At 63.6% G+C, this 19,397-nt stretch carries 21 protein-coding genes; 4 read left to right on the top strand and 17 right to left on the bottom strand.

Annotation, left to right across the window (positions count from 1 at the left end; translation table 11 throughout):
* Positions 1 to 765: 765 nt before the first annotated feature.
* From VIL88_RS09145 to VIL88_RS09170, 6 genes are all read right to left on the bottom strand, one after another.
* Positions 766 to 2,910 (bottom strand): sodium-translocating pyrophosphatase, encoded by a 2,145-nt coding sequence (locus VIL88_RS09145; RefSeq protein ID WP_331987976.1) that lies wholly within the window; start codon positions 2,908 to 2,910, stop codon positions 766 to 768.
* A gap of 269 nt (positions 2,911 to 3,179) precedes the next feature.
* Positions 3,180 to 3,482, bottom strand: a complete 303-nt coding sequence (locus VIL88_RS09150) for a YggT family protein (RefSeq protein WP_331987978.1) — start codon at positions 3,480 to 3,482, stop codon at positions 3,180 to 3,182.
* Positions 3,483 to 3,760: 278 nt separating this feature from the next.
* Positions 3,761 to 4,369: a DedA family protein gene (locus VIL88_RS09155; protein ID WP_331987980.1), complete on the bottom strand. Its 609-nt coding sequence runs from the start codon at positions 4,367 to 4,369 to the stop codon at positions 3,761 to 3,763.
* A gap of 138 nt (positions 4,370 to 4,507) precedes the next feature.
* Positions 4,508 to 6,325: a translational GTPase TypA gene (gene typA, locus VIL88_RS09160; protein ID WP_331987982.1), complete on the bottom strand. Its 1,818-nt coding sequence runs from the start codon at positions 6,323 to 6,325 to the stop codon at positions 4,508 to 4,510.
* Positions 6,326 to 6,657: 332 nt separating this feature from the next.
* A complete protein-coding gene (locus VIL88_RS09165) occupies positions 6,658 to 8,787 on the bottom strand; it encodes a putative bifunctional diguanylate cyclase/phosphodiesterase (RefSeq protein ID WP_331987984.1) in 2,130 nt (709 codons plus the stop codon).
* A gap of 156 nt (positions 8,788 to 8,943) precedes the next feature.
* Positions 8,944 to 10,167 carry an argininosuccinate synthase gene (locus tag VIL88_RS09170; protein WP_331987986.1) on the bottom strand — a complete coding sequence of 408 codons (1,224 nt, stop codon included), beginning with the start codon at positions 10,165 to 10,167 and terminating at the stop codon, positions 8,944 to 8,946.
* A gap of 124 nt (positions 10,168 to 10,291) precedes the next feature.
* On the opposite strand from VIL88_RS09170, the gene VIL88_RS09175 reads away from it, so the two are divergent.
* Together VIL88_RS09175 and VIL88_RS09180 are read left to right on the top strand one after the other, a co-directional pair.
* Complete coding sequence (locus tag VIL88_RS09175; protein ID WP_331987988.1) at positions 10,292 to 10,756, top strand: Lrp/AsnC family transcriptional regulator; 465 nt, start codon at positions 10,292 to 10,294, stop codon at positions 10,754 to 10,756.
* Positions 10,757 to 10,815: 59 nt separating this feature from the next.
* Entirely contained in the window at positions 10,816 to 11,463 is a 648-nt protein-coding gene (locus tag VIL88_RS09180) for a LysE family translocator (RefSeq protein WP_331987990.1), read from the top strand.
* Here the strand turns inward: VIL88_RS09180 and VIL88_RS09185 are convergent, their stop codons facing one another.
* The 7 genes from VIL88_RS09185 to thpR all read right to left on the bottom strand — a co-directional run bounded on the left by VIL88_RS09185 (position 11,464) and on the right by thpR (position 15,433).
* On the bottom strand, positions 11,464 to 11,841 hold the full coding sequence (locus tag VIL88_RS09185) for a restriction endonuclease (RefSeq protein WP_331987992.1): 378 nt from the start codon (positions 11,839 to 11,841) through the stop codon (positions 11,464 to 11,466).
* On the bottom strand, positions 11,838 to 13,046 hold the full coding sequence (gene rlmN / locus VIL88_RS09190; RefSeq protein ID WP_331987994.1) for a 23S rRNA (adenine(2503)-C(2))-methyltransferase RlmN: 1,209 nt from the start codon (positions 13,044 to 13,046) through the stop codon (positions 11,838 to 11,840). Before rlmN ends, VIL88_RS09185 begins: the two co-directional genes overlap by 4 nt.
* An 89-nt stretch (positions 13,047 to 13,135) precedes the next feature.
* Complete coding sequence (locus tag VIL88_RS09195) at positions 13,136 to 13,264, bottom strand: hypothetical protein (protein ID WP_331987996.1); 129 nt, start codon at positions 13,262 to 13,264, stop codon at positions 13,136 to 13,138.
* On the bottom strand, positions 13,261 to 13,485 hold the full coding sequence (locus tag VIL88_RS09200) for an amino acid transporter (RefSeq protein WP_331987998.1): 225 nt from the start codon (positions 13,483 to 13,485) through the stop codon (positions 13,261 to 13,263). Before VIL88_RS09200 ends, VIL88_RS09195 begins: the two co-directional genes overlap by 4 nt.
* A gap of 85 nt (positions 13,486 to 13,570) precedes the next feature.
* Positions 13,571 to 14,074 carry an invasion associated locus B family protein gene (locus VIL88_RS09205; RefSeq protein ID WP_331988000.1) on the bottom strand — a complete coding sequence of 168 codons (504 nt, stop codon included), beginning with the start codon at positions 14,072 to 14,074 and terminating at the stop codon, positions 13,571 to 13,573.
* Between the two features lie 88 nt (positions 14,075 to 14,162).
* Positions 14,163 to 14,684 carry an invasion associated locus B family protein gene (locus VIL88_RS09210; RefSeq protein WP_331988002.1) on the bottom strand — a complete coding sequence of 174 codons (522 nt, stop codon included), beginning with the start codon at positions 14,682 to 14,684 and terminating at the stop codon, positions 14,163 to 14,165.
* Between the two features lie 209 nt (positions 14,685 to 14,893).
* A complete protein-coding gene (gene thpR, locus VIL88_RS09215; RefSeq protein WP_331988004.1) occupies positions 14,894 to 15,433 on the bottom strand; it encodes an RNA 2',3'-cyclic phosphodiesterase in 540 nt (179 codons plus the stop codon).
* A 204-nt stretch (positions 15,434 to 15,637) separates the two neighbouring features.
* On the opposite strand from thpR, the gene VIL88_RS09220 reads away from it, so the two are divergent.
* Complete coding sequence (locus VIL88_RS09220; RefSeq protein WP_331988006.1) at positions 15,638 to 16,408, top strand: Bax inhibitor-1/YccA family protein; 771 nt, start codon at positions 15,638 to 15,640, stop codon at positions 16,406 to 16,408.
* Between the two features lie 78 nt (positions 16,409 to 16,486).
* On the top strand, positions 16,487 to 16,984 hold the full coding sequence (locus tag VIL88_RS09225) for an N-acetyltransferase family protein (protein ID WP_331988008.1): 498 nt from the start codon (positions 16,487 to 16,489) through the stop codon (positions 16,982 to 16,984).
* On the opposite strand, the gene VIL88_RS09230 is transcribed toward VIL88_RS09225, so the two are convergent.
* From VIL88_RS09230 to VIL88_RS09245, 4 genes are all read right to left on the bottom strand, one after another.
* Positions 16,979 to 17,434, bottom strand: a complete 456-nt coding sequence (locus VIL88_RS09230) for a GNAT family N-acetyltransferase (protein ID WP_331988010.1) — start codon at positions 17,432 to 17,434, stop codon at positions 16,979 to 16,981. The genes VIL88_RS09225 and VIL88_RS09230 overlap by 6 nt on opposite strands.
* On the bottom strand, positions 17,431 to 17,907 hold the full coding sequence (locus VIL88_RS09235) for a hypothetical protein (protein WP_331988012.1): 477 nt from the start codon (positions 17,905 to 17,907) through the stop codon (positions 17,431 to 17,433). The genes VIL88_RS09230 and VIL88_RS09235 overlap by 4 nt, the downstream gene beginning before the upstream one ends.
* Complete coding sequence (locus tag VIL88_RS09240; protein WP_331988014.1) at positions 17,904 to 18,305, bottom strand: DUF2794 domain-containing protein; 402 nt, start codon at positions 18,303 to 18,305, stop codon at positions 17,904 to 17,906. Before VIL88_RS09240 ends, VIL88_RS09235 begins: the two co-directional genes overlap by 4 nt.
* Positions 18,306 to 18,561: 256 nt before the next feature.
* A complete protein-coding gene (locus VIL88_RS09245) occupies positions 18,562 to 19,296 on the bottom strand; it encodes a DUF1223 domain-containing protein (protein ID WP_331988016.1) in 735 nt (244 codons plus the stop codon).
* Positions 19,297 to 19,397: the final 101 nt, after the last annotated feature.

Genomic DNA, 19,397 nt, shown 5'->3' on the forward strand with positions numbered 1-19,397 from the left:
GACGGTTGGTGGGTGGGCCGACGGCTGGGGGATGGAGCCGGTCGATGGTGGCTAAACCACACCCCCTCCCATCCTCCTCCTCGAGGGGGAGGTGCCGCTCGGTGGTTGGGCACGATCTTGCACCATCCACAGCACGGGCTTCCCTCCCCCTTGAGGGGAGGGAGTGAGGGTGGGGGTTCCAGCGTTCGACTAGCACCTGAGCGGGTGGATTGCGCAGAACCCCCACCCTTGATCCCTCCCCTCAAGGGGGAGGGAGACGACTGCCACATCGCGGTTATAGGAAGCTAGGACCTTCTTCTGGTGAACGCAGGGAGCTAGTTGCCCCGCCCCGGAACGTCACCCTCGGGCTTGACCCGAGGGATCTTTGCTTCAGCCAGCGCTCTGCAAGTGCAGGGCCCTCGGGTCGAGCCCGAGGGTGACGGCTGGTGGGTGGGCCGACGGATGGTGGGTTAGCCGGTCGATCGGGGCTAAACCACACCCCCTCCCATCCTTCCCCGTCGAGGGGGAGGTGCCGCTCAGTGGTTGGGGCACGATCTTGCACCATCCACAGCACGGGCTTCCCTCCCCCTTGAGGGGAGGGAGTGAGGGTGGGGGTTCCAGCGTTCGACTAGCGCCTGAGCGGGTGGATAGCGCAGAACCCCCACCCTTGATCCCTCCCCTCAAGGGGGAGGGAGACGACTGCCACATCGTTGTCAGAAGAAGCCTGATCATTGTTCAGGTTGGCGCCGAGCCCGAGGGTGACGGCTGGTGGGTGGGGCCGCCGCCCTAGCCCAGATGCGCCAGCACCGCGAGCAGCAGCAGGGCCACGATGTTGGTGATCTTGATCATCGGGTTGACCGCGGGGCCGGCGGTGTCCTTGTAGGGGTCGCCGACGGTGTCGCCGGTGACGGAAGCCTTGTGGGCGTCAGATCCCTTGTGGTGGACCACGCCGTGCGAATCGGTGAAGCCGTCTTCGAAGCTCTTTTTGGCATTGTCCCAGGCGCCGCCGCCGGCGGTCATGGAGATGGCGACGAAGAGCCCGGTGACGATGACGCCCATCAGCATGGCGCCGAGGGCGGAGAAGCCGGCGGCGGCACCGGCGATCCAGTAGATCACGAAGAAGACCACGATCGGCGACAGCACCGGCAGCAGCGAGGGCACGATCATTTCGCGAATCGCGGCCTTGGTCAGCATGTCGACGGCGCGGCCATAGTCGGGCCTTTCGGTGCCGGCCATGATGCCGGGATGTTCGCGGAACTGGCGGCGCACTTCCACCACCACCGCCTGCGCGGCACGGCCGACGGCCGTCATCGACATGCCGCCAAAGAGGAAGGGCAGCAGGCCGCCGAACAGGAGGCCTACCACCACGTAAGGGTCGGCCAGCGAGAAGCTCAAGTTGCCCACGCCCTGGAAGATCGCCGGCGCGTCGGGAAGCGACGAGAAATAGATCAGGTCCTGCGTATAGGCGGCGAACAGGACGAGAGCGCCAAGGCCTGCCGAGCCGATGGCATAGCCCTTGGTGACGGCCTTGGTGGTGTTGCCGACGGCATCAAGCGCGTCGGTATTGTGGCGCACCTCGTCGGGGAGGCCCGCCATTTCGGCAATGCCGCCGGCATTGTCGGTGACCGGGCCGAAGGCATCGAGCGCCACGACGATGCCGGCCAGAGCCAGCATGGTAGCGACGGCAAAGGCAATGCCGAAGAGACCGGCAAGGTTATAGGTGACGATGATGCCCGCAATGATCACCAGCGCGGGGAGCGCGGTGGATTCGAGCGAGACGGCGAGGCCCTGGATGACATTGGTGCCGTGGCCGGTGACCGAGGCCTCGGCGATGGAATTGACCGGACGGCGGTTGGTGCCGGTATAGTATTCGGTGATGACGATGATGAGGCCGGTGATAATGAGGCCCGCCACGCCGCACCAGAACAGGGCCCAGGGGGTGAAGGTCTTGTCGGTGGCCTCGATGGCGACGTTCATGTCGCCAAAGATCAGCCAGAGCACCGGCAGCAGGGCGACCAGCGACAGGACGCCGGTGGCGATGATGCCCTTGTAGAGGGCGCCCATGATGTTGTTGTCGGCGCCGAGCTTGACGAAATAGGTGCCGATGATCGAGGTCACCACGCAGGCGCCGCCGATCGCCAGAGGCAGGACCATGCCGATCAGCTTGAAGGCGTCGGGCAGGATGATGGCCGCCAGGACCATGGTGGCGACGATGGTGACTACATAGGTCTCGAAGAGGTCCGCGGCCATGCCGGCGCAGTCGCCGACATTGTCGCCCACATTGTCGGCAATGGTGGCCGGGTTGCGCGGATCGTCCTCGGGAATGCCGGCTTCGACCTTGCCCACCATGTCGCCGCCCACGTCGGCGCCCTTGGTGAAGATGCCACCGCCCAAGCGGGCGAAGATGGAGATTAGCGAGGCGCCAAAGCTCAGCGCCACCAGCGCGTCGATCACGGTGCGCGAGGTGGGATCAAAGCCCAGGAACTGGGTGAGGATGATGAAGTAGAGCGTGACGCCGAGGAGGCCGAGGCCCGCGACCAGAAGGCCGGTGACGGCACCGCTCTTGAAGGCGAGGTCGAGCCCCTTGCCGAGGGAGCCGATGGCGGCCTGGGCGACGCGCACATTGGCACGCACCGAAACATTCATGCCGATAAAGCCGGCCGCGCCCGAAAGCACCGCGCCGAGCAGGAAGCCGATGGCGGCATAGATGCCGAGCAACAGGAAGGCGGCGACCAGGATCACCAGACCGACAATGCCGATGGTGGTATATTGCCGCTTGAGATAGGCCGACGCGCCCTCCCGCACGGCGGCCGAGATTTCCTGCATGCGAATGGTGCCGCTATCGGCGGCCAGCAGTTGTTGCGTCGTCATAACGCCGTAAACGATGGACAGAGCGCCGCATACGACGATCAGCCAGAGTGCCAAAGTCATAGAAAGTCCCTCTAGATTTCCTCCGGGGGACTCCGTGCAGGCCGGCCGGTCCTCCAACCGGCGTGGCCTGCCCTCCTAGGCGCCCCCTCCACGTGCGAGATTAGCGGGATTGGCGGCTTAGGCAATGGCGATTGCGCTAATTTGTCGCGGCCGCATAAGGCGTTGGGGCAACAAAAAGCCCAGCCGGATGGCTGGGCCCCGTGAGCGTCGGCGAGTGCAGCGCCCTCGGGTCAAGCCCGAGGGTGACGGCCGGTGGAACCGGCGCGCGCCTAGAGGCCGGCGGCGCGCGCGGCGGGGAACAGGTAGATGCGGATCACCTGGTCGATAAAGAAGATCAGGATGAAGGCGATGATGGGGGAGATATCGAGGCCCGAGAAATTGGGCATGACGCGGCGGATGGGCCGCAGCACAGGCTCGGTCAGCTGGTTGAGGACGCGCCACAGCCCTTCCACGAACTGGTTGCGGGTATTGATGACGTTGAACGAGATCAGCCAGCTCATGATGATCATGGCGATCAGCACCCAGCGATAGATCTCGAGAATATAGAGGATGACGGCGAGGACGGCTTGCATCGAAAAACTCCAGGGTCCGCGTCTATCTAGTGGCTCGGCCGGTGGGCGGCAAGCCGCCCGGAGGCATGAGAGCCTCGCTCCGCCCGGCGGAACGAGGCTCCAATGGTTTGGTCCGGTACGCAAAACAACACTCTCCGGACGAGGCGTACATTGCACGAAGCGTGCCAGATCGGCGGCCGCGGAAACCGGGCCGGAGAGGTTACGGGGGGATGAAGATTTGCAGATTGCCTCGGCCGCTGCGTTGCAGATTGCGAGAGGATTGCAAATTGCGAGGAGCCTTAGCCGATATCCTTGATCGGCTTCCAGGTCACGAAGCGCCAGATATAGATGACGACCGCCAGGACGACGACACCAGTGGAGACCGGGTCGATCCAGGCTTCCACCACATGGTAGCCGGCCTGGAGCAGATAGCCTGCCGCTGTCAGCACCGCGGTCCAGAGAAGCGTACCGGCCGTAGAGATGAGGAGGAAGCGCGGGAACGGCATGGCGGCAAGGCCGGCCGGTACCGAGATCAGCGTGCGGATGGCGGGGATCAGGCGGCCCAGGAACACGGCCAGCCAGCCGTGCTTTTCGAACCAGTGGTGGGCCTTGTCGATGTCGTCTTCGCTCAGCGTCGCAAAGCGGCCGAGCTTGTTGCAGAGCCAGACGAAGCGTTCGAGACCCAGCATGCGGGCGACCACGTACCAGGCCGAGGTACCCACCAGGGAGCCGAGCGTGCCGGCGACGAGGACGCCGAAGGCGTTGAGATCGCCATTGGCGGCCACATAGCCGGCAAAGGGCATGATCAGTTCGGACGGAATAGGGGGGAAGATGTTTTCCGCCACCATGAGGAGGAAGATGCCGAGATAGCTCCACTGGGTGATCAGGCCAATGATGAAATCGCTCATGTATCTCTTCCCAAGAGCCCCCACCTAGCCTCCCCCTTCAGGGGGAGGGACCGTCCGGTGGTGAGCCGTGATTGTGCCACAGGCAGGATCGGCTCCTCCCCCTATGAGGGGGAGGGTGGGTGGGGGTACGCTCTAGGCTTACGCCGTCTTGGCCGAGGCGCGGCTCATGCGCTTGCGGTCGTTGGGGTCGAGCCAGATCTTGCGCAGGCGGATCGACTTGGGGGTGACCTCGACATACTCGTCTTCGGCGATGTAGCCGAGACTCTGTTCCAGCGTGAGCTTCTTGGGCGTGGTCAGGCGCACCGCTTCGTCCTTGGAGGTCGTGCGGATATTGGTGAGCTGCTTGCCCTTGAGCGGATTGACCTCGAGGTCGTTCTCGCGGGAATGCTCGCCGATGATCATGCCTTCATAGACGTCGACGCCGGCGTCGATCATCATCGGACCGCGGTCCTCGAGGTTCCACAGCGCGAAGGCGACGGACTGGCCGGTGCTGTTGGAGATCAGCACGCCAGTGCGGCGGCCCGGCAGGTCGCCCTTGTAGGGCACGAAGGAGTGGAACAGGCGGTTGAAGATCGCCGTGCCGCGGGTGTCGCTGAGCAGTTCGGGCTGATAGCCGATCAGCGCGCGGGTGGGGACCAGGAGCTTGATGCGGGTGCGGCCGACACCCGAGGGGCGCATGTCGGTGAGCTCGCCTTTGCGCTCTGTGAGCTTCTGGACGACGGCGCCGGTGAATTCATCGTCGACGTCGATGATGACTTCTTCGACCGGCTCCAGCGTCTGCCCGTTCTCTTCCTTGAACAAGACCTTGGGGCGGCCGATGGTCAGCTCGAAGCCTTCGCGGCGCATGTTTTCGATCAGGACGGCGAGCTGCAATTCGCCGCGGCCGGCCACGTCGAAGCTGTCATTGTCGGTGCCGGGAGTGACGCGGATCGCGACATTGCCTTCGGCTTCGCGCATCAGGCGTTCGCGGATGACCCGCGACTGCACCTTGTCGCCTTCGCGGCCGGCCAGCGGGCCGTCATTGATGCGGAAGGTGACCGACAGGGTCGGAGGATCGATCGGCTTGGCGGCGATCGGGGTGGCAACCGAGGTGGCGCAGATCGTATCGGCAACGGTGGAGGTCACGAGACCGGCAATGGCGACGATATCGCCCGCCTCACCGACATCGACGGGGGTGCGCTCAAGGCCGCGGAAGGCGAGGACCTTGGAGACGCGGCCCTTTTCGACTTCCTTGCCGTCGCGGTTCAGCGTGTGGATCGGATCGTTGGCCTTAACCGAACCCGAAGCGATCCGGCCGGTGAGGATACGGCCGAGGAACGGATTGCGCTCGATGGTGGTGACCAGCATGCGGAAGGCGCCTTCTTCCACCTGCGGCTCGGGCACGTGGGCCACGACCTTGTCGAGCAGCGGCGCCAGCGATTCCTTGGGACCGGCCGGATCTTCGGCCATCCAGCCCTGCTTGGCCGAGCCATAGAGCACGGGAAAGTCGAGCTGTTCGGGCGTGGCATCGAGGGCGATGAAGAGGTCGAAGATCTCTTCGAGCACTTCGAGGTGCCGCTCGTCGGCCTTGTCGATCTTGTTGATGGCGACGATGGGACGGAGGCCCTGCGCCAGCGCCTTGCCGAGCACGAACTTGGTCTGCGGCATCGGTCCTTCGGCGGCGTCGACGAGGATCACCACGCCGTCGACCATGGACAGGATGCGCTCGACTTCACCGCCGAAGTCGGCGTGGCCGGGCGTGTCGACGATGTTGATGCGGGTTTCGTTCCAAAGCAGCGAGGTGACCTTGGCCAGGATGGTGATGCCGCGCTCGCGCTCGATGTCATTGCTGTCCATCGCGCGCTCTTCGACGCGTTCGTTTTCGCGGAACGAGCCGGACTGCTTGAGCAGGACGTCGATCAGCGTGGTCTTGCCGTGGTCAACGTGGGCGATGATGGCGATATTGCGCAAAGACATGGGGGATCCGGCCTCTTTGGCATGATCCCAAAACCGCGGGCCGCGAAAGGGGCGGCAGGAAACGGCTGAACCATGCAGGAAACAACAGGCGCGATCCCATTTCGAGGCGAGATCGTCGCATTTGCGGCTGCCTTACAGGAAGATCGCTTTTTTCACAAGCGCAGGGGATGCAGGGGTGGGTTGCGGGGTTAATGACGAAGGACCGTCCAAGCTCGATGGTCACACTCGGGCTTGACCCAAGGGCACTGTACTGGACCGGACCTGCAGCAAGTGCAGAGCCCTCGGGTCAAGCCCGAGGGTGACGCCTGGTGAATGGCAGAGCGTCCGCGGGCCTACGACGCCTTTTTGTTGCCGGCCTGGCGCATGGCGGCTTCGGAGTGGAGGAGATTAGACAAGGCCGCGGGGAGAAGAGGTGGGGAGAAGAGGAAGCCCTGAACTTCGGAGGCACCGTGGGCGCGCACCATTTCGAGCTGCTCTTCAGTTTCGACACCTTCGGTCGTGGTCGACATGCCCAGGGATTGGCCGAGGCCGATAATGGCCTTGATGATGGCCTGCGAGTCGCCGCGCGTGGTGAGGTCGCGCATGAAGGAGCGGTCGATCTTAATCTTGTCGAAGGGGAAGGAGCGCAGGTAGCTCAGGGACGAATAGCCGGTGCCGAAATCGTCCATGGAGATGCGGACGCCCAGGGCACGCAGATCGTGCAGGACCTTGAGATTGGTGTCGTTCTCAGCCAGCAGCAGCGACTCGGTGATTTCGAGTTCGAGCCGGGTAGGCGCCAGGCGTGCATCGGCCAGGGCCGTCTTGACCAGACCCAGGAGATCGCGCGTCTTGAATTGGATAGGCGATAGGTTCACGGCCACGCGCACCTCGCCCGGCCAGGCCGCGGCGGCCTTGCATGCTTCCCGCAGCACCCATTCGCCGATGGCGACGATCAGCCCGGTTTCCTCGGCGATGGGGATGAACTCGGCAGGGGAGATGGTGCGCCCATCATGGTCCCATCGCAACAGGGCCTCGACGCAGGTGACGCGGTTTTCCGCAAGACCCAGCAGGGGCTGGAACATCAGGCGCAGTTCGTTGCGCTGGAGGGCCAGCCGCAGCCCGGCCTCGATGGAGCGGCGCTGCTGCAGGTCGGCATCCATGCCCGCTTCAAAGAAGTGGTAGGTCGAGCGGCCCTCGCTCTTGGCCTTGTAGAGGGCCAGGTCGGCGTTCTTGACCAGGGTATCGGTCTTGACCCCGTCGCCCGGCCCCACCGCGATGCCGACGCTGGCGCCGATCTCGATCTGCTGCCCGCCGATCAGCATAGGGGCGCCGATAGCCTTGATGATGCGGTCGGCAACCTTGGCGGCGGTGTCGGCGCCATCGATGGGCCGCATCAGCAGGGCGAACTCGTCGCCGCCCAGCCGCGCCAGGACGTCGGTTTCGCGCGTCGTGCCCCATAGCCGGGCCGAGGCCTGCTTGATGACCTCGTCGCCGACAGCATGCCCCAGCGTATCGTTGACGGCCTTGAAGTGATCGAGATCGATATAAAGCACGGCCGCCATTTCACCGCGCGAGAGCCCCGCCTCTGTCTTGGCCATCTGCTCGAGGAACTCGATGCGGTTGGGCAGGTCGGTCAGGGCATCGTGACGCGCCAGGTGCCGGATGCGTGCCTCGTTCTGCCGCTGCTCGGTAATGTCCTCATGCGTCGAGACCCAGCCGCCATCCTTCATCGGATGGTGCTGCATCATGATGGTGCGGTTGTTGAGCTCGTGGATGTTCTTGCCATATTCGCGGCGCGCGATGACGTCGCGGCGCCAGGCGATATATTCGTCGCGCGTCGAGCCCGCTTCCATGCCCTGGTCGAAGAGGTGGCTGAGAATGTCGTCGAGTTGCGTGCCGGGACGGAGCAGCTCGGGCGGCAGGTTGTAGATGCGCGCATAGGGCTCGTTGCAGATGACGAGGCGCCCCTTGGCGTCCATCATGCAGAGCCCCTGCGAGATATTGTTCACCGCCGCATCGAGACGGATATTGTGCCGCTCGAGCTCGAGCTTGCGCTTTTGCACCACCTCGGTGCGCGCGAGCTCGTCGGTGATGTCCTCGTGGGTGACGACCCAGCCCAAAGCCGGCGAGTAGACATGGGCGGTTTCAACCGTGCGGCCGCCGTGAACCATTTCCTGGCTCTTGACCCGCGCCCCGGTGCGGTTAGCGAGGAGCTGCTCGGTATAACTTTCGTAGAAGGCGTTGGCGTCCTGACCGGGATGGTTGCCGAGCTGGTCGCTGAGCTGCACGGCCTCTTCCAGCGTCATGCCGCGATAAACGGCGTCGGCGCTGAAGCCATAGATGTCGCGCCAGTTCTTGTTCCACATGACAAGGCGGAATTGCGGGGACCAGACGCAAAAGCCATAGGGAATGTTTTCGAGCGCAGCATCGAGCAGCAGCGCCTCAGCCATTTCGCCCAAGCTGCCGGTATCGTCTGATCGCACGTGCCGCTTCCCCTGCCCTCTGCCCCGAGCAAAGGTCTGTGGAAAGCTAGAGCGATCCCGTTAAAGGTGGATTAAGTTCGTCTTCCGAAGTGATCGGGGTCTCTTGATGATGTGTGAGGCCCGCCCCCGGCAGGGGCGAACCTCATGTCGCTTGGGCTAACGGCGTGCCTTCTGGTTGCGGGCGGCCCAGGTCTTGAGGCGCAGACCATTGAGGCGGATGAAGCCCGCTGCGTCCTTGTGGTCATAGGCCACCGCGCCTTCTTCGAAGGTGACGAGGTCCATGTTGTAGAGCGAGTGGGGCGAGCTGCGCGCGATCACGGTGGCCGAGCCCTTATAGAGCTTCACCGTAACCTCGCCGGTGACATAGTGCTGCGACTGGTCGATCAGCGCCTGCAGCATGTCCCGCTCGGGCGAGAACCAGAAGCCGTTATAGATGAGCTCGGCATATTTGGGCATGAGCTCATCCTTGAGATGGGCTTCGCCGCGATCGAGCGTGATCGACTCGATGCCGCGATGCGCCACAAGGAGGATCGTTCCGCCCGGCGTTTCATAGAGGCCGCGCGACTTCATGCCGACAAAGCGGTTTTCGACGAGGTCGAGGCGGCCAACGCCATGTTTGCCGCCGAGTTCGTTGAGCCTGGTCAGAAGCGCAGCTGGCGACAGCGTTTCGCCATTGATCGAGACCGGATCGCCCTTTTCATAGCCGATGGTGATGATCTCAGGCGTGTCGGGCGCCTTTTCGGGATCGACGGTGCGTTGCGCGACATAGTCGGGCGCCGGCACGGCCGGATCTTCGAGCACCATGCCCTCCGAGGAGGTGTGGAGGAGATTGGCATCGACCGAGAAGGGCGCCTCGCCGCGCTTGTCCTTGGCAATCGGGATCTGGTTGCGCTCGGCATAATCAAGCAGCTGGGTGCGCGAGCGGAGGTCCCACTCGCGCCAGGGCGCGATCACCTTGATGGAGGGATCGAGGGCATTGGCGGTCAATTCGAATCGCACCTGGTCATTGCCCTTGCCGGTGGCGCCATGGGAAATGGCATCGGCGCCGGTTTCCTGCGCGATTTCGACAAGGCGCTTGGCGATCAGCGGCCGGGCGATCGAGGTGCCGAGAAGATACTGTCCCTCATAGACGGTGTTGGCGCGGAACATGGGAAACACGAAGTCGCGCACGAATTCCTCGCGTAGGTCTTCGATGCGGATGTCCTTGATGCCGAACATCTCGGCCTTCTTGCGCGCCGGTTCGAGCTCCTCGCCCTGCCCCAGATCAGCGGTGAACGTTACCACCTCGCATTGGTAGGTTTCCTGCAGCCACTTGAGGATGATCGAGGTGTCGAGGCCGCCGGAATAGGCCAGCACGACCTTCTTGATGTTGTTTGCCATGAGATCCGCTCCGAGTGATGGGAACAGGATAGATCAAAGGAAGCGCAACATTCTTGCCATTATCGCGCGTGAGGCGCAAAGAGTGGCATATTCTGCTAAACAGTCAAACTTGAAGTTCCTGAACATGCCAGAAACGCTCAGCCCCGTTGATCGCCGCATACTGGCTGCCTTGCAGCGCAATGGCCGCATGTCCAACGTGGAACTGGCCAACGAGGTGGGCCTCTCTCCCTCCCCCTGCCTTCGGCGCGTGCGGCTGCTGGAAGAGCGCGGCGTGATCGACCGCTACGTTGCCGTGCTTAATCCGGCCAGCGTCGGGCTGGGCCTCACGGTCTTTGCTCGCATCTGGTTCAAGACGCAGGATGCCGAAACCACCAACCAGTTCGCCGAGACGGTGCGGAAGTTTCCCGAGGTGGCGGAGTGCTACCTGACCACGGGGGAATGCGACGCCATCATGCGCATCGTTACCACGGACCTCCACGCCTATTGGCGCTTCCAGTCCGACTACCTGATGCGCATTCCCAGCGTGCAGAGCGTCAAGACCGACGTGCCGATGGAAACCATCAAACGCAGTTTCGAGCTGCCGGTATAGTGTCCTCGACAGGGTTCGCGCTTTGGGGCAAAGCTCGGTCGTCCACCTGAGGCTTTGCCATGCCCGACTTCGTCCCCGACCTCTCCGTCATCCTAGGCTTTGCCCTGGCTGGCTTCGTGCTCGCCGTGACACCTGGGCCCGACATGGCGCTGTTTGTGTCGCGCACCATGAATTTTGGTCGAGCGCACGGCTTTGCGGCGGTGTTGGGCACCAGCACGGGCATTGCCGTCCATACCATGCTGGTGGCCTTCGGCATTTCGGTGCTGATCGTGGCGGCGCCGGCTGCCTTCTGGGCGCTCAAGGTCGCGGGCGCGCTGTACCTGGTCTGGCTGGCCATTCAGGCGATCCGCGCCGGCGGCGGGATCCTGGTGACCCGCGCGGCCGGCAAGCAGCCAACGCTCGTCCAGAGCTACATGACGGGCCTTGCCATCAACCTCACCAATCCCAAGGTGGCGCTGTTTTTCGTGACCTTTTTACCCCAGTTCATCTCGGCCTCCGACCGGGCGGCGGCCAGCAAGCTGCTGTTTCTGGGTGCCGAGTTCATCATCGTGTCGCTGCCGGTCGTGGTCGCGACGGTTCTATTTGCCGAATGGCTGACCACGACGCTGCGTGACAAGCAATGGATCAGCAAGGCCCTGAACTGGAGCTTTGCCGCCGTGTTCATGGCCTTCGCCGCAACCATTCTGCTGGCCCAGGGACGGAAGTAGCTAGTCCCGCTGCCGGCGGCTTTCGCGCCGTTCGCGGGTCATGCGGGTGGGGGCGTGGAAGCTGGGGGGCTTGGTGCGGACCCAGGCGATGAAGGCCGCCAGTTCGGGGTCCCGGCGCAGCTCTTCGACGTCTGCCAACCGGGTGGCGAGTTCGGTTTCACTGAAGCGGACGTGGATGGCGCTGTGGCAGATCTGGTGAAGGCGCACCGTGCCCTTGTGGGTGCCGCCCTTGAGGCGCGGCACCAGATGGTGGCGGCTCGACTTGGCCTCAGGCGGGATCGGCCGTTCGCAGAGGGGGCAGATGACCGGCGCGCGCAGGGCTGCGGCATGTTCGGACGCCGCGATTGCTGCCTCGATCCGCCGCGCCGATGGCCTCATACGGTCGCCAGTGCGTCCCGGTCCTTTTTGGAGAGCCGTTCGCTTTCGCTCTTGAGCTGGCCGCAGGCGGCAAAGATGTCGCGGCCGCGCGGCGTGCGCACCGGGGAGGCATAGCCCGCCTTGTTGACGATGTCGGCAAAGCGCTCGATGCGCGACGAGGGCGAGGTGCCGTAGTTCGAGCCCGGCCAGGGATTGAACGGAATAAGGTTGATCTTGGCCGGAATGCCGGCGAGGAGCCGCACCAGTTCGCGCGCCTCGGCATCGCTGTCGTTGATGCCGTCCAGCATTACATATTCGAAGGTGATGCGGCGGGCATTGCTGAGCCCCGGATAATTGCGGCAGGCTTCCAGCAGTTCTTCCAGCGGCCACTTCTTGTTGATCGGCACGAGGACGTCGCGCAGGTCGTTGTTCGTGGCATGGAGGGAGATCGCCAGCATCACGTCGATCTCGCGGCCGGTCGGCTCGATGAAGGGCACGACGCCGGAGGTCGACAGGGTGATCCGGCGCTTGCTCAGCGACATGCCGTCGCCGGCCGAGGCGATCAGCAGCGCCTGCTTGACGTTCTCGTAGTTGTAGAGCGGCTCGCCCATGCCCATCATCACGATATTGGTGATGGCGCGGGTGTCGCCGGATGGAACGAGGCCGCCGTCATCGGGACGCCGGCCGCCAGGGAAGTCGCCGAGACGCTCCCGCGCCATCAGCACCTGGCCCAGGATTTCCCCGGCGGTGAGGTTGCGCACCAGCTTTTGCGTGCCGGTATGGCAGAAGGAGCACGTCAGGGTACAACCCACCTGCGAGGAGACGCAGAGCGTGCCGCGGTCCTGCTCGGGAATATAGACGGTTTCGACCTCGACCGGCGGGTAGAGGGGATTGGCCGGATCGCGGAAGCGAAACAGCCACTTGCGCGTGCCGTCGCTCGAAACCTGCTCGGAAACGATCTCGGGGCGGTCAAGGATAAAGGTATCGCCCAGCTTCTGGCGCACCGGCTTGGCCACATTGGTCATGCGGTCAAAGTCGGTCGTGCCGTTGACGTAAAGCCAGTTCCAGAGCTGGGAGGCGCGCATGCGCGCTTCCTTGTCGGACGCGATGCCGGCCGTGGTCAGCGCTTCGGCGAGCTGCGGCTTGCTGAGGCCGATCAGCGACGGCCGGCTGGCTGCCTGTGGGCGGACGGCGGTCGAATGGTCAAGGTTCAGCGCAATGCTCATGGGCTGGCGAAATGTCCGGAAGATGCGGGATTGGCGAGGCCAATAGCATATGGGGACCGATTTCGCAAAGTCACCCTCTGGAGAGGGAGCTATTCGCCAGGCGCGGGGTGGTCACCCTCAGGCTTGTTGCGTCGGTCCAGCCATACCAAGAACAGCGCAGAACCCAGCGTTCCGCTGAAGAAGATCACATAGCTCCAGATAAAGATCGGGTCATTCATTCTTCCAATCTCCCTGAAACCAGCTTTGCCAATAGATGTAGGCCGACGCTGACACCAACACAACCCGGCACCAAAATCAGCACAGCTGGGGAAAGCGGACCTGACAGCGTCATGGCAATGATCGGCGCGAAGCCACCGATGCCCGACAGGGCCATCGCCAAACCGTTGAGATAGGCAGCTGTCAGCTTGCGCTGCTCGTTCCAAACCAGCTTGTTGCTCATCAGCACCCGCCCCCCGCGGCCGCTGTACGACGGTCATGAGCGCCGTCGTCTTGAACTCAGCATCGCTCGGATTTGGCTCGCATGTCTAGCACTCGGCGCCGATGGACTGCTGGGCGGCGGTGGCGCCGGAGAGGGAATAGGTCTGGGTCACCTTGATGCCGCCGGCAGTGGTGCCTTCGATCACCAGCGAAGAGCCGGCGCGGATGGCGCTGGCAAGGTTTGCCGACTGCCCGGCATCATCAAGCCAGGCCGCATCGTTCTGGGTGAAGAGATTGAAGGTCTCGCCGCCAACGGCGACGGTGGCAAGGCTGTCGGCCTGGAACGGGAAGCCGGCGACCAGGTTGAACTCGCCCTCGACATTCTCGGAAGGACGGTTGGAGATATAGATGTAGGCTTGCGTGTAACCATCGGGCGTAGGTGCCACATTCTCAGGCTTGCTCATGGCAAAGCAGACCTTGCCCCCCGCCTCGTCGGCGGCATAGCTGGTCCAGGCGCGATGTTCACCCAAGATCCGCACTTGCTGCGCGCTGGCACTTCCAACGACGGCAAGGCTGGCGACAAGGGCGAGCGCTAGCGTTGATCTGAGCATCGGGACCTCATCAAAAAAGCGAAATGGTGACGGGCAGGACCTGCCCCTCACCAGATAGGATGTGTCGCTCACTGCGAGCAACCTGAAATTACTTGCAGGCCGCGTCGATGGCGTTGACGGCAGCCGTGGCGCCCGAGAGCGAGTAGGTGTCGGTGGTGTTGGTGCCGCGCTGGCTGGTGCCCTTGACCACGAGATTGCTGCCGGCCTTGAAGGCCTGCACGAACCCGCCTTCATCGCCCGTGGAAGCCAGCCAGGCGGCCGAGCCTTCGGTGACCATGGGATAGCTCTTGCCGTCGATCGAGGCGCTGGCATTGGCGGACGTGGTGTTGAACGGATAACCGATAATGGTCTGGACTTCGTTCTTGGTGCCCATGCCCTTGCGGTGGATGATCATGAAGTGGATCGGGTCGCGGTTGGCGCCGGCCGGCTCGCTCGACGTCGGAGTCGCCGACACGTAGCAGATCACGCCCGAAGCATCGGTCGCCTGCCAGGCTGTCCATGCGTTGAAAGTGCCAAGCTCCGTGGCCTGCTGCGCCTGTGCGGCGGGGGCCAGAGCCATGATCGCGCCGACCGCCAGACCAAGTACCAGGCCACCGGTTTTCGTCGTCATCGCTAATCGTCCTCTTAACTGAAGTTCCATCCTGGAAGAGCTGCCCGCCAACTCTGCACCAACATGGTTACCAAGGTGTCAAACGCCGCCACGCTCGACAGGATTTGCATCAAGTGCGAGGTAATCGCGGCGGCAATTTGGCACTTTCGCCATGAGGGGCCGGGTTTGCCCCGAACGGGTTAACAGCGGGCTAACACCTGCGTGACCGCTCAAGCGGCCAGTGGATAGCTCTGTTCCACCACATAGGGTCCGCCGCCAACGGAGTCCTTGCTCGAATAAAGCACGAAGCGGCCGACGGGAAAGCTCAGCGGTTCGAACCGGCCAGCCTCGGCGATGAAGCGGGCGACTTCGGCCGGTTGCCCGCCGCGCAAGCGGGCCAGGGTCACATGCGGCACGAACTTGCGTCCCTCGGGGGCAAGGCCCGTCCGCTGCAGGACCCGCTCCTGCGCGGCCTGGAGTCGGGTCAGCTCCTCGCTCGGTTCGACGCCGGCGAACAGGGCCCGCGGCTTGTCGCCACCAAAGGTGCCAAGATGGGTCAGCCGGACGGAAAAGCGCATGGAGTTCGACAGCCGGTCGAGACTGTCAGCCACGTCATTGGCGGTCTGCCGGTCGACATCACCGATGAAACGGAGGGTGATATGGTAATTGTCCGGATCGATCCAGCGGGCGCCGCCGAGGCCGCCGTGCTTCAGCGACAGCGCAAATCCGATATCGGCCGGTATTTCGAGGCCGGTAAAGAGCCGGGGCATCTGGCCCTCCTCTCCGCAAGATTTCGGTTCGCGATTCGCACCCGACCCTAACATAACCCACTGGGTGGACCAGCCTATTCGTCGCAGGCCCCATGACCTCTCTTGTAAAGACTGGGAGCCCAATCCATATTGTCTCATTAAGTGGCAACCAATGCCCACCGGCGGTAGCAAAGACCGCTTTTCAATTGGGAAAGGAAACCGACTATGGCTGGATATGACCGTCAGACCCTCGGTGCGCGGGCCGGCTCGGCCTTGGCCATCGACGAGGGCCTGCGCAGCTACATGCTGCGCGTCTACAATTACATGGGTATTGGCCTGGTGGTCACCGGCGTCGCGGCCTATTTCGCCGCCGCTGCCGCCATCACCACCGATCCGAATGCTGCCGTTGGCCAGCTCGCCAATGGCCAGCTCGTCACTCAGTGGGGCGCCCTGCTCTATGCAAGCCCGCTGCAGTGGGTCGTGATGCTGGCTCCGCTGGCCTTCGTGCTGGTGCTGAGCTTCGGCATCAACAAGCTTTCCGTGCCGGCTGCCCAGGCGACCTTCTGGGCCTTCTCGGCCGTGATGGGCCTGTCGCTGAGCTCGATCTTCCTGGTCTATACCGACGCGTCCATCGCCAAGGTGTTCTTCATCACCGCAGCGACCTTCGGTGCGATGAGCCTTTACGGCTACACCACCAAGCGTGACCTCACCGGCATGGGCAACTTCCTGATGATGGGCCTGATCGGCCTGATCATCGCCTCGGTGGTCAACATGTTCTTCTACAACGGGATGCTCGAATTCATCATCTCGATCGTGGGCGTGCTGATCTTCACCGGCCTGACCGCCTATGACACGCAGAAGATCAAGGAAGGCTACTCGGAGTCCTATGGCGCCGACGTCCTGGCCAAGGGTGCCATCATGGGCGCGCTCAACCTCTACCTCGACTTCATCAACCTGTTCCTGATGCTGCTCCGCCTCTTTGGCAACCGCGAGTAAGCCTCGCCGGCACAGCTGGACGAATGAACCGACCGCAGCCTACAAAGGCTGCGGTTTTTCTTTGTCCGGATGCCAGCCTTGTCAGACGTTTTGCTTCGCCCCTTCCGCTGGGATGACGTGCCCGCCATCACCGCCATCTACAGGCACTATGTGGAGGAAACGGCGATCACCTTCGACACCGAAGCCCCCGGCGAAGAGGCGATTGCGGAAAAGTATGCGGGCCTCAAGCGCCTGGGCCATCCGCTGATCGTGGCGGAGCGCGCGGGGCGCTGCATCGGCTATGCCTATGCCAGCTTCTACCGGCCCCGGGCGGCCTATCGCTTCACCTGCGAGGATTCGATCTATCTCGATCCGGCCGAACGCGGGCGCGGCGTGGGCAAGATGCTGCTCACCGAACTCCTCGAGCAGTCACGCGCCTTCGGCTTCAAGCAGATGCTGGCCGTGATCACCGCCGACACGGCCGGGTCCATCGCCATTCATGAGAAGTTCGGTTTCCGGCGCGTGGGCTACTACGAGGCCGTGGGGCTGAAATTCGACCGCTGGCACGACATCGTACATCTGCAGCTGGCGCTATAGCAGGTCCTTGCTCATGGGCTGCTGCCCGCTTTCCGGATCGGCCGGGCCGTCCTTCTGCCAACCGATGGCCTGGTAGAAGCGCAGGGCCGTGACGCTGGAGTCGAGAACGCCGCGCAGGACTCCATGGGCCACCATGCGCGATTCCAGGGTCTGCATGATGGCCTTGCTGACGCCGCGGAAGCGGAAATCGGGATGGACATAGTTGAGCGTCACGCGGTCGCCGCTCATGGCGCCGAGGCCGGCCAGCTGGTCATCGAGTTCCACCACGATAATTGCCAGGTCGTCGCGCGCCAGCAACTGCTCGAACTTGTCATCCGCGCCGATCCACCTCTTGATCGTGGCCTCGTCGCCATGGTGATCAGGCTCGCAGAGCGCGCGGATGGAGGCTGCGCGCAAGGCCGCCATGCTCCTGGCGTCGGCCTTGGTCGCCTCCCTGATGTTGAGGTTCATGACTCGAGGCAGACCTCGACGCCATCGAGCGCAGCGCCGGCGCCTTCAAGACCGATGCGGGCGAGGTGCTCTCCATCGGCGGTGACCACCAGTTCCTCCCCCGTTTCGAGGAGATCGATCAGCTGTGTCGCCTGATCGAGCGTTTCGGGCATCTTGCTGAAGACAAAGGCCTCGCCGCCTTCCCGCGTCACCGGCAGGACCACATCGGTGCCGTCGACGGAAAAGGTCAGCTCTGTCGCCGCAGCGTCGGCGCCTTCGGCGCGGACGGCGGGATTGAGGAAGATCGAGAGCGAACCCTGCGGCACGACGGCATTGCCGGATTCAGCGCAGTCGATGCTGATCGTGCCGTCGGCTTCGGTGCCGCCCAAGACGCCGATCGAGCCCATATTGTAGTCGCTGCCCCATTCCTGGGCGAAGCTGGGAAAGGCCGCCAGCATCAGGCCGGCCGCAACGAGAAACGTGCTTTGCTTCATCCTATCACCGCGAGTTGGGGGTCGAGCACCCGCAGCACCACGGCCAGGTCATGGCCGCGCTTGAGAATGCGCCCCTGCTGGTTGGTAACAGCATACTGGCCCTGCCGGTTGCGCAGGCGGGGCGTCTTTTCGATCAGAAACAGCGGCCGTTCGGACACGCGGGCATAGATGGAAAACACCGCCCGCTCGCGCAGGAAATCCATGGCATAGTCGCGCCATTCGCCCTGCCCGACCTTGCGGCCATAGACATTGAGGATGAGCGACAATTCCTTGCGGTCGAAGGTGACCACGACCGGCATCTTGCCGGGCGAAGCGGCCGCCGGAGCGCCCCCGCCCTGAACCAGCGAAAGATGAACGGTCTTGTCGTTGGGTGTGCGGCCCTGCACCGTGGAAGGCACCTGTTTGTCACGGGACGGTCATGATTGCGGCATTTGGCCGAGGATGCAAGTGCTGATGCCCGCAGGGGCAAAAACCCTGTTTCCGACACATTTTGATCCTCACAGCGCCAGATTGCGGGGTCAGATTACAACCATTGCCTCCAGTGGCTGGCGCCAGGGCCACCTGAGCCCCCAACCTTAGGCCCGGGTGCCGGCCATTCCAAAGTTAGCGAACATCTCCCCGTTCCTGTGTTTAAGGGACGGGATTTTTTTCGCCTCAGCGTTCGAATGTGGCAGCGCCCAGGATGGGGCCCGGCAGTCCGTCATGCTCCTGCTGGACGACGACGGCGATGCCACTGCTGCCGGCGGCCAGCGCCTCGCCCATCGGCAGCTTGAGGTCGGCGCCGCTTGCGCCTTCCCACATGCCCAGTGCCTGCCGCCCGGTCACGACCTGGGTGTACACCATGGACTTGCCGGCATTTTCGCCCTTGTCGATGCTGACATCGACGCGATCGAGATAGGTCACGAGCCAGACCACGGCATTTTCGAAATCGAGGTCGGGCGAGATGTCGATCTTGAGCATGTCGCCATGCTGGGCGATATCGACCGTCAGCGGCAGGCTCGCGCCCTGCAGCGCCCCATGGACCTCGCCACGGCGGGAGCCGACCACGCCCTTGGCGCCGTTGACCACCATCTGCGGCGTATAGATGCGCGACGAGCCCCAGCCCTTGGCATAGTCGCGCTGCCGGTCCGAATAGTCGCCATTGCCGAACGTGTCCTTCCAGCCGGCATAGTCCCAGTAGTCGACATGGTAGGCCAGCGCCACGACGTCGTGCTGCTCGGCCAGGCTGGTGAGGAGGGCATCGGCCGGCGGGCAGGAGGAGCAGCCCTGGCTGGTGAACAGCTCGACCACCGCCCTGGGACGCGACACAGGTTCAGCGCTGGCCGGAGCGGCCAGAGCGGCAAACGAGAAGGCAGCCAGAGCCGCGCCAAGGAAGGGTCTAAGCGTCATGGGCTCGGTTGTAAGCCGCCCCCACTCACCCCCGCTAGTCAAAAGAGGGTGAGACGCGGCTGAATCTTCTTTGTCTCTGCTGCCCCAAAGAAAATGGCGGC

The organism is Devosia sp., assembly GCF_036563435.1.
Taxonomy (GTDB): domain Bacteria; phylum Pseudomonadota; class Alphaproteobacteria; order Rhizobiales; family Devosiaceae; genus Devosia.

Excerpts from the sequence above, each read along its gene's own strand:
- VIL88_RS09205 (WP_331988000.1), bottom strand. The coding sequence starts at position 14,074 with ATGCTCAGATCAACGCTAGCGCTCGCCCTTGTCGCCAGCCTTGCCGTC.
- VIL88_RS09155 (WP_331987980.1), bottom strand. The coding sequence starts at position 4,369 with ATGAGCGATTTCATCATTGGCCTGATCACCCAGTGGAGCTATCTCGGC.
- VIL88_RS09245 (WP_331988016.1), bottom strand. The coding sequence starts at position 19,296 with ATGACGCTTAGACCCTTCCTTGGCGCGGCTCTGGCTGCCTTCTCGTTT.
- VIL88_RS09175 (WP_331987988.1), top strand. The coding sequence starts at position 10,292 with ATGCCAGAAACGCTCAGCCCCGTTGATCGCCGCATACTGGCTGCCTTG.
- VIL88_RS09170 (WP_331987986.1), bottom strand. The coding sequence starts at position 10,167 with ATGGCAAACAACATCAAGAAGGTCGTGCTGGCCTATTCCGGCGGCCTC.
- VIL88_RS09150 (WP_331987978.1), bottom strand. The coding sequence starts at position 3,482 with ATGCAAGCCGTCCTCGCCGTCATCCTCTATATTCTCGAGATCTATCGC.
- VIL88_RS09220 (WP_331988006.1), top strand. The coding sequence starts at position 15,638 with ATGGCTGGATATGACCGTCAGACCCTCGGTGCGCGGGCCGGCTCGGCC.
- VIL88_RS09235 (WP_331988012.1), bottom strand. The coding sequence starts at position 17,907 with ATGAAGCAAAGCACGTTTCTCGTTGCGGCCGGCCTGATGCTGGCGGCC.
- thpR (WP_331988004.1), bottom strand. The coding sequence starts at position 15,433 with ATGCCCCGGCTCTTTACCGGCCTCGAAATACCGGCCGATATCGGATTT.
- VIL88_RS09145 (WP_331987976.1), bottom strand. The coding sequence starts at position 2,910 with ATGACTTTGGCACTCTGGCTGATCGTCGTATGCGGCGCTCTGTCCATC.
- VIL88_RS09200 (WP_331987998.1), bottom strand. The coding sequence starts at position 13,485 with ATGAGCAACAAGCTGGTTTGGAACGAGCAGCGCAAGCTGACAGCTGCC.
- VIL88_RS09180 (WP_331987990.1), top strand. The coding sequence starts at position 10,816 with ATGCCCGACTTCGTCCCCGACCTCTCCGTCATCCTAGGCTTTGCCCTG.
- VIL88_RS09210 (WP_331988002.1), bottom strand. The coding sequence starts at position 14,684 with ATGACGACGAAAACCGGTGGCCTGGTACTTGGTCTGGCGGTCGGCGCG.
- VIL88_RS09195 (WP_331987996.1), bottom strand. The coding sequence starts at position 13,264 with ATGAATGACCCGATCTTTATCTGGAGCTATGTGATCTTCTTCAGCGGA.
- typA (WP_331987982.1), bottom strand. The coding sequence starts at position 6,325 with ATGTCTTTGCGCAATATCGCCATCATCGCCCACGTTGACCACGGCAAG.
- VIL88_RS09230 (WP_331988010.1), bottom strand. The coding sequence starts at position 17,434 with ATGAACCTCAACATCAGGGAGGCGACCAAGGCCGACGCCAGGAGCATG.
- rlmN (WP_331987994.1), bottom strand. The coding sequence starts at position 13,046 with ATGAGCATTGCGCTGAACCTTGACCATTCGACCGCCGTCCGCCCACAG.
- VIL88_RS09185 (WP_331987992.1), bottom strand. The coding sequence starts at position 11,841 with ATGAGGCCATCGGCGCGGCGGATCGAGGCAGCAATCGCGGCGTCCGAA.